The organism is Sphingomonas sp. CFBP 13603 (genome assembly GCF_014892665.1).
Lineage (GTDB): Bacteria > Pseudomonadota > Alphaproteobacteria > Sphingomonadales > Sphingomonadaceae > Sphingomonas.
This window is the reverse complement of record NZ_JADBIA010000013.1, coordinates 90,562-105,586: the sequence shown is the minus strand read 5'-3', so window position 1 is coordinate 105,586 and position 15,025 is coordinate 90,562. Positions and strand designations below refer to the sequence as shown.

Below are 15,025 nucleotides of genomic sequence, written 5' to 3'. Positions count from 1 at the left end.
TAGCTCGTCAGGCTCATAACCTGAAGGTCACAGGTTCAAATCCTGTCCCCGCAACCAAAATCACAAACAAAACAATGATATACCGACCGCCCCCTACGCAAGCAGGGGGCTTTTTCCGTTAGCACGCCGCTAGCACAAATTTGACTTTTGCCGGCAATTGAAAAAAACTGCGATCATTGGTCCACTTTGTACCGGTAGCGTCGTCATGCAGCGGCACGAAATCCTTGGCGGAAAAGTCCAGATTTACAGGCGCGCGGAGGGCGGAAGCTGGCATTGCTCCGCCTCTGTCGGCAACAAGCAGCGCCGCTCGAGCACCAGGACGGATAGTCTGGCGCTCGCCAAGCAGGTCGCCGAGGACTGGTATCTCGGCCTGCGCGGCAAGCTTCATGCCGGCGTGCTGAAAAGCGAGAAGACCTTCAAGGAAGCGGCTTCACAGTTTACCCGCGAGTATGAGGTGATCACCGAAGGGCAGCGCAGCGTCCGCTGGACCGAGGGGCACGCCATCCGCTTACGGATCCATCTGCTGCCGTTCTTTGGCGAGATGGGCCTATCGGAAATTACCGCGGGCAGGGTGCAGGAATACCGCGTGCACCGGATGTCGTCGCGAGGTGTGGCCAACCCGCACTCGCGCAGCAACCGGCCGGTGACCGACAAGGCACCGGCCTGGAAGACCATCCACAACGAGATCGTGACGCTGCGGCAGGTGTTGCATACCGCGGTTCGTCATGGCTGGCTTTCGCACGTACCGGATATATCCAGTCCGTACCGTGCTTCCAGCAAGGTTGAGCATCGGCCCTGGTTCAGCCCTGCCGAGTACAAGCAGCTCTACAAGGCGACCGGCGCCTATGCGAAGGAGCCGTTCCATGAGCACTACCGCTGGAACGCCGAGCAGGTGCACGACTATGTGCTGTTCATGGCGAATACCGGTCTACGCCCAGACGAGGCATCCAATCTCGAGCACCGCGATGTGGAGATCGTCGTCGACGATGAAACCGGCCAGCGCATTCTCGAGATCGAAGTGCGGGGCAAGCGCGGCGTCGGCTTCTGCAAGAGCATGCCGAACGCGGTTCGCCCCTATGAACGTCTACTTGGACGTCCCAAGCCGGTTCAGGGCGAAACACGCCGACAGCGTAGGCGCCGCGAGCTGGAGGGGGTCACAGAAGCGCCGGAGACGCCCCTGGCCGAACTGCCCAAGCCAAACGACAAGGTGTTCCCCGGCAATCATGTGAAGCTCTTCAACGGCATTCTCGACAAGGCCGGTCTCAAGTTCGATCGCGACGGCAAGGCGCGAACGGCCTATTCTCTGCGCCATACCTATGTCTGTCTCCGCCTGATGGAGGGGGCGGACGTGTATGCCGTGGCCCGTAATTGCCGAACCAGCGTTGAGATGATCCAGAAACATTATGCCGCTCACATCAAGAACATGATTAGCGCGGCGTCCGTCAACGTGCGGCGCGCCAAGCCCAGCGCTCGGCGTAAGCCGCAGGCGGTCCAGTTTGAAGACGACGACCAGAGCTGACCGGGAACCGGTCTCTCCATTAGGGCGCGGGCCGTTCACCGGCCCGCGAGCACCCCTTGCGGGGGCGACCCCGGATGAGCGCCCTCGCGGCGATCATTCGCGCTCGAACGAGCGTTTTCCTACTTAGCCGGCTGATGCAGCCTCTTGTGCAAAGCGGATCATAGCGACGTACCGGCGCATGACGCGGGCGTTCAACGCGGTCATCATCTCGGCCATGGCGGCGCGTAGATCGTCCATGCCGTACCAGACCCGGTTACGAAGACGCCCAATGCGGATCCCGACGATCGCGCGCAGCTATTCCGATTTGATGGCGCGCAGCGTTCCGATTTGATCGCGATCAGTTGCGGTCACTCGGTCGACATGGGTTGGGTGTCATTTTCACGAGGCATGGTCAATCGCCGATGGACGCTTTGGTGCGCCGCAGGCTGTCCCCTTCGAGTTCGACGCGGTGAGCGTTGTGAAGGAGGCGGTCCAAGATCGCGTCGGCATAGGTGGAATCGCCGATGGCATGATGCCACGACGCGGTCGGAAGCTGGCTGGTCACGATAGTCGACTTGCGGCCGTACCGATCTTCCAGGATCTCGAGCAGGTCATGCCGGGCCTGTGCATCCAGGGGCTGAAGACCCCAGTCGTCCAGGATGAGCAGTTCGACGCTGGCGAGGCTCTTGAGCCTGTTGGCGATGCGGCCGTCGCCGCGTGCCAGGGCAAGCTCGTCGAGGAGACGCGTGAAGCGCACGTAGAGGACCGAGCGGTTATCGCGACAGGCCTTGTGGCCGATGGCGCACGCGAGCCAGCTTTTGCCGATACCGGTCGGGCCGCAGATCGCCAGATTGTCATGCGCGTCGATCCACTCGCCACTCAACAGCGTTTCGAACAGCCGGCGCTCAAGCCCGCGAGGGCTTCGGTAGTCGACATCTTCAGGTGCGGCCTGATGCTGCAATTTTGCGTATCGAAGGCGCGCACTGAGCCTCTTGTCGTGCCGCCAGGTGGTTTCCCGGTCGAGCAGCAGGGCGAGCCACTCGGCATGGCTGAGCGTGGCGGCGTCGCCATGCTTGTCGAGCTCGGTGATCCTGACCGACGCCGCAACACGAATGCAGGTCATTCTGCTGACCTGCCGTGACCGGGCGTTCCGTCATCTTGGCAATCGGATCAACCTGATCGGAAGGCAGTGAGACCAGAGATTAAAGCCTCATCGATCTAAAGCTACAGGAGTCAGTCAGCTTTCTGAAACTCTCTAGCTTGAATAACGAGTTATTCGGGTAGCCTGACAAGCTCCCGACCGTGTGCCCAATGCGGCGCTCGGCCGACACACTTTCAAGAGGCCATAGCTCGTTCGTTTACAACATCACGAACTTGAATGGAGCACCTCAACCGACCTCGCAGTTTGCGTAAGGTGTGCTGTCAAATCCGCATCAGATCCGCCTAGATCCGGGCCCAAAGTCATCCGTTGAAGAGCAAGCCATTTTCCTTTTTCCGCAATGACTTAAGCGCGCGACTTAGCGCGCTTGAATGCTGACTATCTCCCGATGACAAAACTCCATGTTCCCTGTCTGATCCGTTTTGGGGAGCAAATAGCCATCACGAGGGTGTAAACTGCGGGAGCGTACCTGGGCAGCGATCTGGAGGCTTCCTCGCACCCCGACTGTTCGCTAGACGTTCCATAGAAACTGGAGCGGCCGCGAGGCAGGCAAGGGAGTGAAAGGTGCGCGTTTTGCACAGTGCCGATTGGCAGCTCGGCAGGGCGTTTGGTCGCTTTGAACCCGATGTCCGGGCGGCTCTCATCGAAGCTCGGTTCGATGCGATCGACGCCATTGGCCAAGCTGCTCGTGCCCATGACGCGAGCCATGTGCTGGTGGCTGGCGACGTGTTCGATACCGAAGGCCCGGAAGACAGAACCATCGTCCAGGCACTGTCCCGGATGGAGCGCTATCCCTGCCGCTGGTGGCTGCTGCCAGGCAACCATGATTATGCGCGCAACGGCGGTCTGTGGGACCGGGTGAGGGCGCGTCGAACTGCCAACGTCATGATCCTGACCGAACCCCAGCCGCAGGAGATGGAGGATGGCATCTGGCTGCTGCCAGCACCGCTCACGCACCGGCACAACCTTGACGATCCGACTGCCGATTTCGATACGATGGCCACGCCGGGGGCACGCCTTCGTATCGGTCTCGCGCACGGTTCTATCAGGGATTTCGGATCGCGGGGCGAGGCCAATAATCAGATCCCACCCGACCGCGCCGAACGTTCCGATCTCAACTATTTAGCACTGGGGGATTGGCACGGCGTCCTCGAGATCGGCAGCCGTACTTGGTATGCTGGAACGCCCGAGACTGACCGCTTCCAGCGCGATCTTCCAGGACACGTCTTGCTGGTCGATTTCGGGGGCGGGAAGGGACCCCAAGTTACTCCAATCAGAACCGGCCGCTACCAGTGGCTGATCCGAGAATGGCGGGTCAATGACACAGCCAGTTTTGATGCGGAGCTGGAGCGTTTGATGAGCGAGGTCGATCCCGCCGCGACGCTGCTCCAGCTTTCCTTAGTGGGCATCACCAGCATGACAGATCGCGTTGCCATCCTCGGCAGAATCGAACATGATCTGCGGCACCGGCTCCGCCATCTTGATCTCCGTGCCGACGATTTAGTTGCCAGGCCGAGCGACGATGATCTCGCGTCGCTGGCAGGGGAGGGGATGCTCGGCGCCGCGGCGGCCAAGCTCTACGCGAAAGTGAGGGCAGGGGAGGGGGATGCGGCTCTAGCCAAGCGCGCGCTTGAACGCCTGTTCGTTGAACATACTAGGGATGCCACAGCGTGAGCCTGAAGCTGCGGCGCATCACCGCCAACAACTTCCGTAAGTTCCGCGCGCCGGTCAAGATCGACGGGCTAACCGATGGTCTCAACATCGTGGTCGAGCCCAACGAGACGGGCAAGTCCACCCTGCTCGAGGCAATCCGCGCAGCCTTCTTCGTGCCGCACCGATCAAGCAATCAGCTGACGCGCTCGTACCAGCCGTTCGGCGAGAATGTCGCTCCTGAAGTTGAGGTCAGCTTTGACGTCACGGGGGTGCCGTGGACGGTCACCAAACGCTTCCTCAAGTCACCATCGATGGAGTTGAGAGGGCCGAGTGGCAGAAGCCAAGGTGACGCTGCCGAAGAGCAGCTTCAGGCACTGCTGGGGTTCGAGAAAGACACGAGCCGTAATGGCGATGTCACTGCCTATGGCGCGCTCGGTTTGCTATGGGTTGGACAGGCCGAAGCGCTTGCTGTTTCTGCGCCGGGCCGGATCGTCCGTGACACGATCCAATCGACACTTGAGGCGGAGGTCGGCACGATCCTCGGCGGTGCGGCCTATGAGCGGGTTCGCGAACGGGTCGACCAGCAGTGTGCCGTATTCTGGACCGCGAAAGGGTCGCCCGGTGGCGAGCAGAAGGCAGCAAGGGAACGGCTCGACCAAGCGCAGGGGATAGCACGCGAAGCCGCCAGCAAGGTCGAGCTTCTGGAGAAGAGCTTCGCCGAGGTTGAAGCAACGCGTGTGCGCCTTAAACTTCTGCAAAGAGAGATGGCCGACACCACTGACATCGAGAGGCGCGCCGATCTGGTTCGGTCGCTCGAAATCGCACGAGCCGCAGCCCAAATGCTGGCGCAACGTAAAGCCGAGTATGAGATTGCGAGCATCCGGGTTCAAACGCTGGATGAGGTAGCGTTACGCCACGCCACCGCTGTACGCGTCCGTGACCAAGCGCAGGTCGCCCTCGATACTGCCAAAGTGCGCAGGGCGGAACGGTCTGAGGAGCTGACGGCGGCAAGGCATAAGGCCAATGCGGCGCGCACTACTCTTGTCGAGGCACGAGCTAACCGGCAGCAGGTCAAAGCGGCACTCGCCGAAGCTGAAAAGCACGCAGCCGCCTTGCGACGTCGGCAAGCGATCAGGTCCGCGCGCGTTCGGCACGAGACCGTCATAGGGTTGGAGCAACGCCTTTCTATCGCCAGAGCGACGTCTGCGACCATGATCTCGTCAGAGAAAATCGGCCAGCTGGAGAAAGGCGAGCGGAGTATTGCTGAAGCGCGTGCCAAGCTTGCGGCGGGTGCAACCACCATTGAGCTTGTCGGCTCGGCGCCGGACATTAGGATCGACGGCAATCCGGTTACTACCGACCGTATTGTCCTGACACGTGAGACGCGCGTCAGCTTGGGCTCCAGCGCAGAGCTCATCATTCGTCCACCGGCATCCGCTGGTAGCGTTGAGCTGGGGCTAACCGAAGCCATCGCTCGCCACGATGAAGTACTGACAGAGTTGGGCGTGGAAAGCATCGCTGGCGCACGGCAGCGCAACGACATAGCACGTGATGCAGCTGGCGAGGTGAAGACACTTTCCGCCCAGCTAGATGCGAGCGCCCCCGCCGATTCCGAACTCGGACTTGCTGCCGGCGTAGCCGCACTCAAGCTGCTCGTAACGGGCTTGCTGTCGGAGGCGGAAGGTGAGAGCGACAACGAAGCCCCACCCGTTCAGGCCTTCGCTGACGCGGTCGATATGGCCGAAACAGTGCTTGCCCGTGCTGAAGGCGCGCAAGAAAGTGCGGCAACGGTCCTCGCCTTGATCGAGGAACAGGAACGGCCATTGGCAGCTATCGAAGCGGGGGCGGCCAGCGACTTTCAAAACGCGGCGAACCAACTCGAACGGATTGAAAAGGGACAGGGATTCGGGAACCTTGCAGGGGATCTGATCGGTGCAAAGGAGAAGGCGGCGGAGACGGCCACTATTCTCAACGAAGCCGAGCGCAATGCTAGCGCCCACGACGCGCATTCGATCGAGCGCGGGATCGCCAATATCGACGCGCGTCAGGCTGCCGCCAGTGACGTGCGGCGACGGCTCGAAACTGACATCGCCCGACTAGAGGGCACGATCGAAAGTGAGGGCGGCAAGGGGCTTGCGGAACGCGCGGCTGTGGCAACCGAAGAGGCCATGGCCGCGAAGCAAGCACTCGGCCGAACCACAGAAGAAGCGCTTACGCTCAAGCTGTTGCGGGACACCTTGGAGGAGGTCCGCACAGAAACCTCCCGAACCTACGTTGGCCCGGTCACCGCGCGGGCTAAGCGACACATCGAGCGCCTGCTACCTGGCGCGGATCTTGTCTTTGCCGACGACCTCGGACTAGCTGCGATCTGTCGCGATGGGGCGACGGAGGATTGCGTCAACCTCTCGAGAGGCACGCAGGAACAACTCGCCGTTCTAACCCGACTCGCGATCGCTGAATTGCTGCGGGAAGAGGGGCGTCCGGTATCGCTAATCCTCGACGATCCGCTCGTGTATGCCGATGATGCCCGTTTGGACCTGATGACGGAGATTTTGACGGGAGCGGCCCAGCACACGCAAATTATTTTGCTGACCTGCCGTGAGCGAGCGTTCCGGCATATGACCGGAACCAGGCTGGTTCTTTGACCCCCCGCCTGCAGAACGTTCTCGTTGGAAAAGGGAATGCCGGTTTCGACCCAGGACCGCGTTTCAGGCGCTTTGTTCGGTTACGAGAATTCCCATACACATGCGACTCAACGCGGGCGACAAACGAACCACAGGAAAAGCCTTCGGCCCTACGACCTTGGACTTAGGTTCACGCCTGAGGTACCGGTAGCGATACAACATTTTCAGCACCAAATAGATGTGCTGCTGCCGCTAGCGCCTGTGGTTCCAAGGTTTGAGTCGCTAGAACGGCAAGTCTCTTTTTAGGTCGCGAGATAGCGACATAGAAAAGGTTCCGCCACCGTGCAAAGCTCGCTTGATCCTTCGCCGGTACACTTCCTGCCTGAAGATATTCGAGAAATTTCGGCCAATTGTAGTGATTCCAACCGGCGCTAAGGATAACGAGTACATTCTCAAATTCTGCGCCCTTCACGCTGTGCTGCGTGGCGAGGGGGGTGAAACCGTTAATGAACTCTACAAGCGCCACTAGCTCACGGTAAGCTACATTCTTGAGCTTGCGATGACGCTTGAGCGAGTTTGATTCATCGGGCGTTTCATCGGGACCAAGCTCGACGATTTCGGCTTCGCGTTTGGCAACTCGATCCGTGAGGCGTGGCCGTTGGGTTTTCTTCATGAGATCGATGACGTCGCCGATGGTGCCATTGGCACGAAGAGTGACAAGCTGATCCAACTGCGCCCGCCACTCCGCCTTATCACTAGCTTTTTGGATCGTGGGAAGGCCGCCCATAAAACGGAACATTTCACCATAGTTGCCGGCGATATAAGCTTGGCAGATCGGTTCAACGGTGTCGGCAAGGAACGCGATGGTCGCGTCCTCCTTCTTGGAGAAGGCTTCCTTGTGCTCGAAGATGTTAGCGAGATTAGGATAGCCGCTCTCAGCCGCGATGGCGTTGTGCGTGAGCATAAGGATTTTAGTTTTAACTGGAGCAAGGTCCCAACCTTCAGCCTGCAATCGCACCTTAAGGCTGTCGATAAAGCTGACGGATAGCTCCGCGGTCAGCTCTGCCTTTCCATTTCTCGAGTTCATCCGTTCACCGGTGTAGGCATTGCAATGGAAGAAATGTGCTGTGCCCTGCGCGGCTTCGTCATCTACCTGTTGGACCAACTCCGGGCGGAGTTTATTCAGCACGTCCACGATGACCGGGACAGAACGAAAATTGGAACCTTTGTCGATCGGCTCGACATTGGGATAATCCGCGAGTTGATATTCTTTACGATAGATCGTCTGCCAGTGATCCCCGAATAGTCCGACGGTCGGTCCCGAGTCGGTCGCGAAGAAACAATCTGAAAGTGCGCTCATGACGAGCGGGTCGGTGTCCTGATACTCGTCAATAAACAACACCGGGTGCAAGCTGCTAAATATTCGCTGAAACTTCGGGTTACCAAGCAGGGCGGCGAAGTATTTCGGGATATCATCGTGATGGAGTGTGATCCGCTTATCGTCGATCCCAAAAAAGCCGAAACCATATTCGACCGTCTGATTGAGGATTCCTCCCGCGGCCTCGATTGCTTCCTGACGATTTTCCTGGGCGGCAACGAGGTCGCGGAGCTGTTTCTGAAACGGGGCAATGAACGACCATCCGAATCCGTGGATCGTATTTACGAGAATTGCGGGATGCTGCTCGATCTCCTGAGCAATCTCATTTCGAGCCACCTCGGTATAGGTGATGCACGCCACCTTCTGCCCCGCGTTCACCAAAGCAGTGCCTCGCTCGGCAATCAGTTTCCGGAGTGCCGCTACCAGCGAATAGGTTTTTCCCGCTCCCGCCCCGGCCTCCAAACGAAAATTCTTTGCCCCCTCTAGACAGGATTCGAGTCTCTCTTGTGCTTGTTGAGCCGCGATAACTGCAGGCGACGGAAGTTTGATGGTCATGCCGCTTGCTCCTCGGGCTCGCCGTCGGGAACGATGGGCGGCGGAGCGGCGGGCGGCGGTGGCGGCTCGGACAGCCAGGTCAGCCCCTCGCGGATATACCGGGGCACGTTCCAGTTCTCTTCACGGACGGCGAATTTGATTGCTTCCTCGGACTTCTTGAAATCCTGTGCGGCCTCCCAAGCATTCTTGGCAGCCTCGGCATCATCGGCGATCCCAAAGTCCGTTAGATTGGCGAGAATTAGCGCGTCCTCATAGCTCCTCGCGCAATGGGACGATCCATCCTCCGGCATCTGATAGGCGATGCGGCAAAAGCCTTTCGTTTTGTCAGCGGTAGTCTTTGCCATAAGGTCTTGCACGGAGATGTGAGGCTCGTTGAACCATGCCCTCAACGCTGAGTTCGATGTGCGTACTCCGTCAGCGCACGGGCACTTCCTCCATTTGGAATCGACTAGGCGCACGGCGTCCAGATCGGAAATGACAAGTGTCTTCAGCTCTAGAAATTCTAGAAGGGGATAAAAGACCTGTGCGTGCGCGCCCCCCGCCTCAATAGTGGTGATATATTGCCGGCCGAGCTTGCTGCCCGTGGACAGGTCCGCGTCCACGATCTTGGAGATGCGGGGCATCAGAATCCGTTCGGTAGCTCCCTCCACGAGGATTGCCTTGTCTGCAAAATACAGGTCGCACTTCGTAAGGGTCATGTACTGCTGAAGGAAACGGCGATCCTCGGCGTCGATCTTTTCGGCTCCGCGACGGAAGTCCTTCACCTTGGTGCGGCGAACTCCGGCAACTTCCGTTGGCTCATTCAGAAAATAGCGAATTGCGTCGAACTGAGCTGCATTGGCGAGATGTGACGAATGAGTCGAGACGATAAACTGCACCTGCCAGACCGGCTGGCCGGGATATTTCTCAGAAAGCGTGGCGACAGCCGCGTTGAGCTGGGCAATGAACACCTCCTGCATCTGAGGATGGAGGTGAGCTTCTGGCTCTTCGATAAATACGAGGTGGGTCGCCGGCCGCATAGCGGACCCGCGGTAGGCCTTATGCAGGGCCTCGAGCTGGAGCAGGATATAGATCAGGTTGCGCGTGCCGAGACCGTTATACCCTTCCGGCAGGTGAACGCCGTCGGCCCCAGTATATAGTATACGGGTATTGTCTGTGAGAAGGCTCTCGACATCGATCGTTGTCTGCGGGCGCAACTCGGTATCGTTGAGGCTAGGGAAGCCGAAGGAGTTAAGCGCGGGCAACAAGGCTTTCAGTCGCTCGTCAAAGTCCCCCTGCATCGCCTGTTCAAGATCAGCCGCGGATGCCTTGAGCCCTTGGGCTATTTCCTGATCATCGACTGACGCGGTCAAGGTGTTCGCGGTCTTGAACAGCTTATTAAGGAGCTTCCCGATCACATCGGTGTCGCCACGCTTGCCGAGATCAAGTGTGCGCTGAGCCTTGACGAAGCCGGTATGGATCAACGCGGCGAGTTCGGACGTCTTATCGAATGCGCGCCGGTTGGCGTCGTCGGTGGGATCAATTGCAAAGCAGCGGATAGCATAAGCCTTCGGGATAGCATCTCGCAGATGGCGGAAGATATTTTCGTTCGAGTTTGCCTCAGTTTTCAGCTCTGGCTGGTCGAGCAACGTCGGAACGGTATTCAGCGCAGGCGAATATTCGATCCGGGCAATGGCCTTAAAGCAGTTGGGATCGAGGTCGATTACGAATGGTGACAGCGCGCCGAGATCGTCTGCAGCTGGATCGTAGGTGAATGTCAGCGTAAGCGCGATGACCGGCAACTCTGCAAGCACGGCCTCTGGGGCGGTGATCCCACCGTCCCTTAGCGCCTTCGCGGACAGGAACTTTGGCCGGACGACGGCGGCAAAATCTTCTAGGCGGAACTTGCTCGCCTGCTCGCCGAGAAATCGATCGAAAACTTCTGTAAGTGATGTCTTGCCGCTGTTGTTTCGGCCGACAACAACCGTAGCGCCCGCTTCCACGGCGATCTCGATATTGTCGAGCAGACGGAAACCCTCGACGCGTGCGTTTGTAAGTTGAATCATGCCATCCCCTAAGTTTGCCCCACTCTATCGGTGGGTTTGCCCGTTCCCAAGTGCCGGTTGATCCGATCCCGATATTCTTCTCACAAAAGAATAGTCGCGCATTCACACAGGCCCACGATTAGTCGAAAGTGTCCAGAGGGGAGGGGCTAAAGCCCCTTGGCCGTGTGTCGGGGAGACGAGAACGAAGTCATCCTCGTCATCGGCAGGACAACAGATAAACGGCTCGGCCCTCTGTAAGAATGATTGACCGTCTGCGTCGCGCCGCGGCACTCTCCTCTGGCGAAAGGAACATAGATTTGAGCGATATCAGAACGTTGATCGAGCCGGGCGATCATAGCAGATCGACGCTTTTCGGTCGCACTCAGGACTTGGAGTGGTTGTTCGATCGCTTTGAGCGAGGCGGCGATCCAGCCGTCCTCTCCGGTATCGGCGGCATGGGCAAGACGGCGCTGCTTCGCCAGTTCATCGGCTCGGTTCGCACACGCCACCCGCCTCTTCTATGGACGCCGCGTTCTCGTCCTGGCGAGGCTATGAATGAAATATTGGCCCGGATCGACGATCTCCGTCGAAACCGCGACGTACCCGAAATCATCGCGATCGATGACGCCGATGCGTTCCAGAGCGGAGAGCTCAACGTCATCGCCGAGCGCCTCCTAAACTTCAAAGCGGTCCGGATGCTCGTCTTTAGTGGTCGCTACGTGCCCGAACTCTACCACGCAAAAAAGCTCCAGCTGGAGCCGCTTCGGGAAGACGATGCGGTCGACTTGCTCCGCGGGTTGCTGGGCGACGCACTGCCTAGGGCGATAATATTCAATGTGGTAAACAAGGCTGGCGGTCTCCCGCTCGCGCTTCATCTTTTGGCCAACCAGATTAGAGGGCGTACGCCAGAGGAAATCGAACGGCTTCTCAGCGGCAACATTTACAGGCTTGATCAGCAGATCATCATCCCCGAGCGGACTTTGATCACGGAGGTTAAGCCGCGGATAATGACGGTCAACGAAGCGTTAGTCGAGCGGCTTCGCTCCCGCCCTCAGGCTATGCTCGACCTTCCGCCTCGAAAGTTCGAGGAACTGATCGCCGAGCTGCTCGACGATCTTGGCTACGAGGTTCAGCTGACCCCGGCGACCCGCGACGGTGGCAAGGATATCCTCGCCTATATGACGACGCCACATGGCCGATTGCTCTGTCTGGTCGAGGCGAAGCGATACCGCCGTCGACCGATCGGTGTTGAGTTGGTCCGGCAGCTCTATGGAACCCTCGCGGATTCAGATGCGACCAGCGCGATGCTAGTTACGACGTCCTCGTTCCGTTCGGGGGCCAGAGACTTCCAGAAGCGCCACCCTTATCGGCTTGAGTTGCGCGACTATGATAACATCGTTGAGTGGATCGAGGGTTATCGGGGGCGCTAGGATGCCAAAACTTGGACCAGCGCCCGCGCGCAGGTGCGGGTCGTGTGGCGCGTCTTGGCCACTATGGCGTGCACAATACGCACCATCTCGATGGGAGCCGCCCAGCGAGAAGCCAACTAGAGATCAACATAAGTAAGCGCATGATCGATCGCCTCTCTTCGTTACCATTCTAGCCATGAAAAAACTAAACGGTAACGAGGACATACCGATCTTGCCTTCATCGATCAGTCGAGCAATAGCCAGCTCTTACGGTACGCTCATCCTCGGCGATCCGCTTGTATATGCCGAAGATACAAAGTTGGATATGATGACTGAGAATTTGACGGAAGCGGCGACACATGCATGTCCCTTTTTGCGGTCACACCATTTCTTTGCGCAGCACGACTACCGGTTCACGCATCTTCTAGATGATCTCCTTCGCCTTGTGCCTCTTGGCAGGCGTTTGTTATCACTTGCTTGATCCCGGCTCTCATGGTTGATGAGCGAGTCAGAAAGGGTAGCTCACGCTTGACGGGACCTCGACGTATGAATAGAAACTGTGTGGGCATCAAGGATATGCCCATATAGTTTATATGCCCCAGAATTTTGAAGGGACGGAACTAGATGACAGGGGAGGGGGGAACGCTGAAGTGGGGCGTTGAACGCCGCCTCGAATTCATCGAGTTCCGGCTGTTTTGGGAGGGCGGCGTCAACCGCTCGGACATTGTTAACACGTTCGATGTGTCAGTGCCGCAGGCATCAAAAGATTTGACGCTCTATCAGGAGCGCGCGCCCCATAATGCGCTTTATGACAAGAGCGCCCGTCGCTATGTAGCTGGTCCGGGTTTCAAGCCCATTTTCCTGAAGCTCAACCCGTATGACTATCTTTCGCGCCTGCGCTCGGTCGCAGAGGGATTAATCGAACTGGGTGAATCCTGGATCACACAGGTGCCCGATATCGATATCGCGCTAACTCCCCGCCTCGACGTTAACGGTGAGGTGCTCCGTACCATACTAGGCGCGGTGCGGGACGTGCGATCAGTCGATATACATTATCAGTCGATGAGCAAGGATCAGCCCAATCCAACCTGGCGTCACATTACGCCACATGCCTTCGGCTATGATGGCTTTCGCTGGCATGTGCGCGGCTACTGCCACATTACGGACAAGTTCAAAGACTTCCCCCTGTCGCGTATCCTTGATGTGGGCGAGTTTGGCGAGGCCGGCGCGCCGGCCAGTCGCGACGCTCTTTGGCAGGAGCGTTGTGCCATTGAGGTAGGCCCGCATCCTGGCCTCACCGAAAGCCAGAAGGCCGTGGTCGCCAAGGACTTTGGGATGGCGGGCGGATCGGCTGTGCTGACCGTTCGCTACGCTATGGTGTTTTGTGTGTTGAAACGCCTCGGCCTTCTCGCCGACGCCGCCCAGCTACCTGCTCGCAGTCAGGATATCGTGGTAGTCAACAGAGATGAGATGGTCGCAGCCCTGGAAAAGGCTGAGTTGGCGCAGTGAGTCCAGACGACCACCCGCGACATCATAGGTATCGGATGTCTTTCAGTCTTGGTGGCCTCATGCTCAATGAAAGCCTCCTGATTGCCCAAGCTTATTGCTCCGGCGAAACTTGGGCTCGTGCTCGTGGTCGCTTACTCACCCGGAGCGTATCTTCGCTGCCTAAGTTAGCCTCACAAACCCGCGTGTTGCGTGAGGTGTATGACCGAATAGGCCATCTATCTGATACCGAGCGTAATTATTTTTTGGAAGAGGCAGACCGCGCGGAGCAGCAGGCAATGCTATGGCTTGCGGTCTGCCGAACCTATTCCTTTGTCCACGAGTTCGCTATCGAGGTGCTCAGCGAACGCTACCAATCCTGGCGGTTGGATCTGGGTTATGAAGTCTTTGACCGCTTTCTCGCTGAAAAATCTGAGACCGATCCTAACGTTGCCGTCCTCACATCATCTACCTGTGCGAAATTACGTCAGGTTTTGTTTCGGATCTTGCGGGAAGCTGGCTTAAGAAATGCCGAGGGCAGGATTCAACCAATATGGTTATCGGGACGCATGAAGCGGCTTATCGAGGAAAGTAATCCGAGGGATTTACGGATCTTTCTCGGTAATGGAGGCTAACTGTGAGCACGAGAACTGATCGGCGTGCCCGCGCCGAACACTTATTCCGAGTAATTCCCAGCGAACGGTTTTTAAATAAGCAAGGGCTGGGCAACGAGGTCCCCTTTTTCATCTGCGCTTTCGACGCAGCAGACGGGCTGACCCTGGGTGAGGATCGCGAAGATCTGATCGCCCGCTTGGGCCATGCAGGCGTGCGGGTGCTTGATATCGATCTTTATGACCTTGCGCTTAAGATTCTCGAGGGGCGAGGAATTCTTAAGCAGATTCTTGAGGTTGAAGCCGAGACAGAGAAGGCGGAACTCAAAGAGCTGCTGCAGGGCGTTCTGGACCCACAGGAACATCTAATTCCTGAGATCGCGCGGCAAATTCGAGAAGTCCCGCACGAAGTGATTTTCCTGGCAGGCGTGGGTGAGGTTTATCCATATCTGCGGTCGCATAACGTGCTCAATAACCTGCAAAGCACCGCGAAGGACCGTCCAACGGTCATGTTTTTTCCGGGAAAGTACACGCACGCATTAGCGACGGGGGCATCACTTGAATTGTTCGGCGTCCTGCATGACGACAAGTATTATCGCGCGTTCAATATCATGAATTACGAGGTCTGA

General features: G+C 58.1%; 12 protein-coding genes. 9 read left to right on the top strand and 3 right to left on the bottom strand.

Features of this window, described 5'->3' with window-relative positions:
• Positions 1-157 precede the first annotated feature (157 nt).
• Positions 158-1,519, top strand: a complete 1,362-nt coding sequence (locus tag IFR23_RS17395; RefSeq protein WP_244655756.1) for a tyrosine-type recombinase/integrase — start codon at positions 158-160, stop codon at positions 1,517-1,519.
• A gap of 178 nt (positions 1,520-1,697) precedes the next feature.
• Positions 1,698-1,850, top strand: coding sequence for a hypothetical protein (locus IFR23_RS17390; protein WP_192976960.1), 153 nt, complete (start codon positions 1,698-1,700; stop codon positions 1,848-1,850).
• 60 nt (positions 1,851-1,910) lie between these two features.
• Here IFR23_RS17390 and istB read toward each other — a convergent pair whose 3' ends face one another.
• Positions 1,911-2,621: an IS21-like element helper ATPase IstB gene (gene istB, locus IFR23_RS17385; protein ID WP_192976959.1), complete on the bottom strand. Its 711-nt coding sequence runs from the start codon at positions 2,619-2,621 to the stop codon at positions 1,911-1,913.
• Positions 2,622-3,221: 600 nt separating this feature from the next.
• Between istB and IFR23_RS17380 the strand changes: the two genes are divergently transcribed.
• Positions 3,222-4,331 (top strand): metallophosphoesterase, encoded by a 1,110-nt coding sequence (locus IFR23_RS17380; protein WP_192976958.1) that lies wholly within the window; start codon positions 3,222-3,224, stop codon positions 4,329-4,331.
• Positions 4,328-6,955 carry an AAA family ATPase gene (locus tag IFR23_RS17375; RefSeq protein WP_192976957.1) on the top strand — a complete coding sequence of 876 codons (2,628 nt, stop codon included), beginning with the start codon at positions 4,328-4,330 and terminating at the stop codon, positions 6,953-6,955. The genes IFR23_RS17380 and IFR23_RS17375 overlap by 4 nt, the downstream gene beginning before the upstream one ends.
• A 169-nt stretch (positions 6,956-7,124) precedes the next feature.
• Here the strand turns inward: IFR23_RS17375 and IFR23_RS17370 are convergent, their stop codons facing one another.
• Both IFR23_RS17370 and IFR23_RS17365 read right to left on the bottom strand, forming a co-directional pair.
• The gene (locus IFR23_RS17370; protein WP_192976956.1) at positions 7,125-8,867 is read right to left on the bottom strand and encodes a UvrD-helicase domain-containing protein; all 1,743 of its coding nucleotides are present in this window, start codon (positions 8,865-8,867) and stop codon (positions 7,125-7,127) included.
• Positions 8,864-10,912, bottom strand: coding sequence for an ATP-dependent nuclease (locus IFR23_RS17365; protein WP_197978512.1), 2,049 nt, complete (start codon positions 10,910-10,912; stop codon positions 8,864-8,866). The genes IFR23_RS17370 and IFR23_RS17365 overlap by 4 nt, the downstream gene beginning before the upstream one ends.
• A gap of 296 nt (positions 10,913-11,208) precedes the next feature.
• Between IFR23_RS17365 and IFR23_RS17360 the strand changes: the two genes are divergently transcribed.
• From IFR23_RS17360 to IFR23_RS17340, 5 genes are all read left to right on the top strand, one after another.
• The gene (locus IFR23_RS17360) at positions 11,209-12,321 is read left to right on the top strand and encodes a restriction endonuclease (protein WP_192976955.1); all 1,113 of its coding nucleotides are present in this window, start codon (positions 11,209-11,211) and stop codon (positions 12,319-12,321) included.
• Positions 12,322-12,496: 175 nt separating this feature from the next.
• Positions 12,497-12,781, top strand: a complete 285-nt coding sequence (locus IFR23_RS17355; protein WP_192976954.1) for a hypothetical protein — start codon at positions 12,497-12,499, stop codon at positions 12,779-12,781.
• A gap of 143 nt (positions 12,782-12,924) precedes the next feature.
• Entirely contained in the window at positions 12,925-13,809 is an 885-nt protein-coding gene (locus tag IFR23_RS17350) for a WYL domain-containing protein (protein ID WP_192976953.1), read from the top strand.
• A gap of 35 nt (positions 13,810-13,844) precedes the next feature.
• Positions 13,845-14,420, top strand: coding sequence for a DUF1819 family protein (locus IFR23_RS17345; RefSeq protein ID WP_192976952.1), 576 nt, complete (start codon positions 13,845-13,847; stop codon positions 14,418-14,420).
• Positions 14,421-14,422: 2 nt separating this feature from the next.
• On the top strand, positions 14,423-15,025 hold the full coding sequence (locus IFR23_RS17340; RefSeq protein WP_192976951.1) for a BREX protein BrxB domain-containing protein: 603 nt from the start codon (positions 14,423-14,425) through the stop codon (positions 15,023-15,025).